This is a genomic window from Rothia sp. HMSC075F09, from assembly GCF_001810515.1.
Taxonomy (GTDB): Bacteria; Actinomycetota; Actinomycetes; order Actinomycetales; family Micrococcaceae; genus Rothia.
In genome coordinates this window covers 7812-8123 of the sequence record NZ_KV801791.1, presented here as the reverse complement: position 1 = coordinate 8123, position 312 = coordinate 7812, and positions in this window count along the sequence as shown.

Sequence of the window (312 nt, the reverse complement as noted above, 5' to 3'; positions counted from 1 at the left end):
TGAAAGTCCCTCCGAAAAGGAAGGGAAATCCTCATAGCGCGAGCTTGCGGCGGCTTCGGTGACGGGCCCTCAATGAAAGTCCCTCCGAAAAGGAAGGGAAATCTTGCCCACCTGTCTTGCCGCCGGTGCCGTTATGACCCCTCAATGAAAGTCCCTCCGAAAAGGAAGGGAAATTTCGTGATTTCGCGGTGCTGGTGCCTGCTGGCGGTCGCCTCAATGAAAGCCCCACCGAAAAGGAAGGGAAATCGGTGCGATCAATCCTGATGGCACCGTCGCTTCTAGCCTCAATGAAAGCCCTTCCAAAAAGGAAGG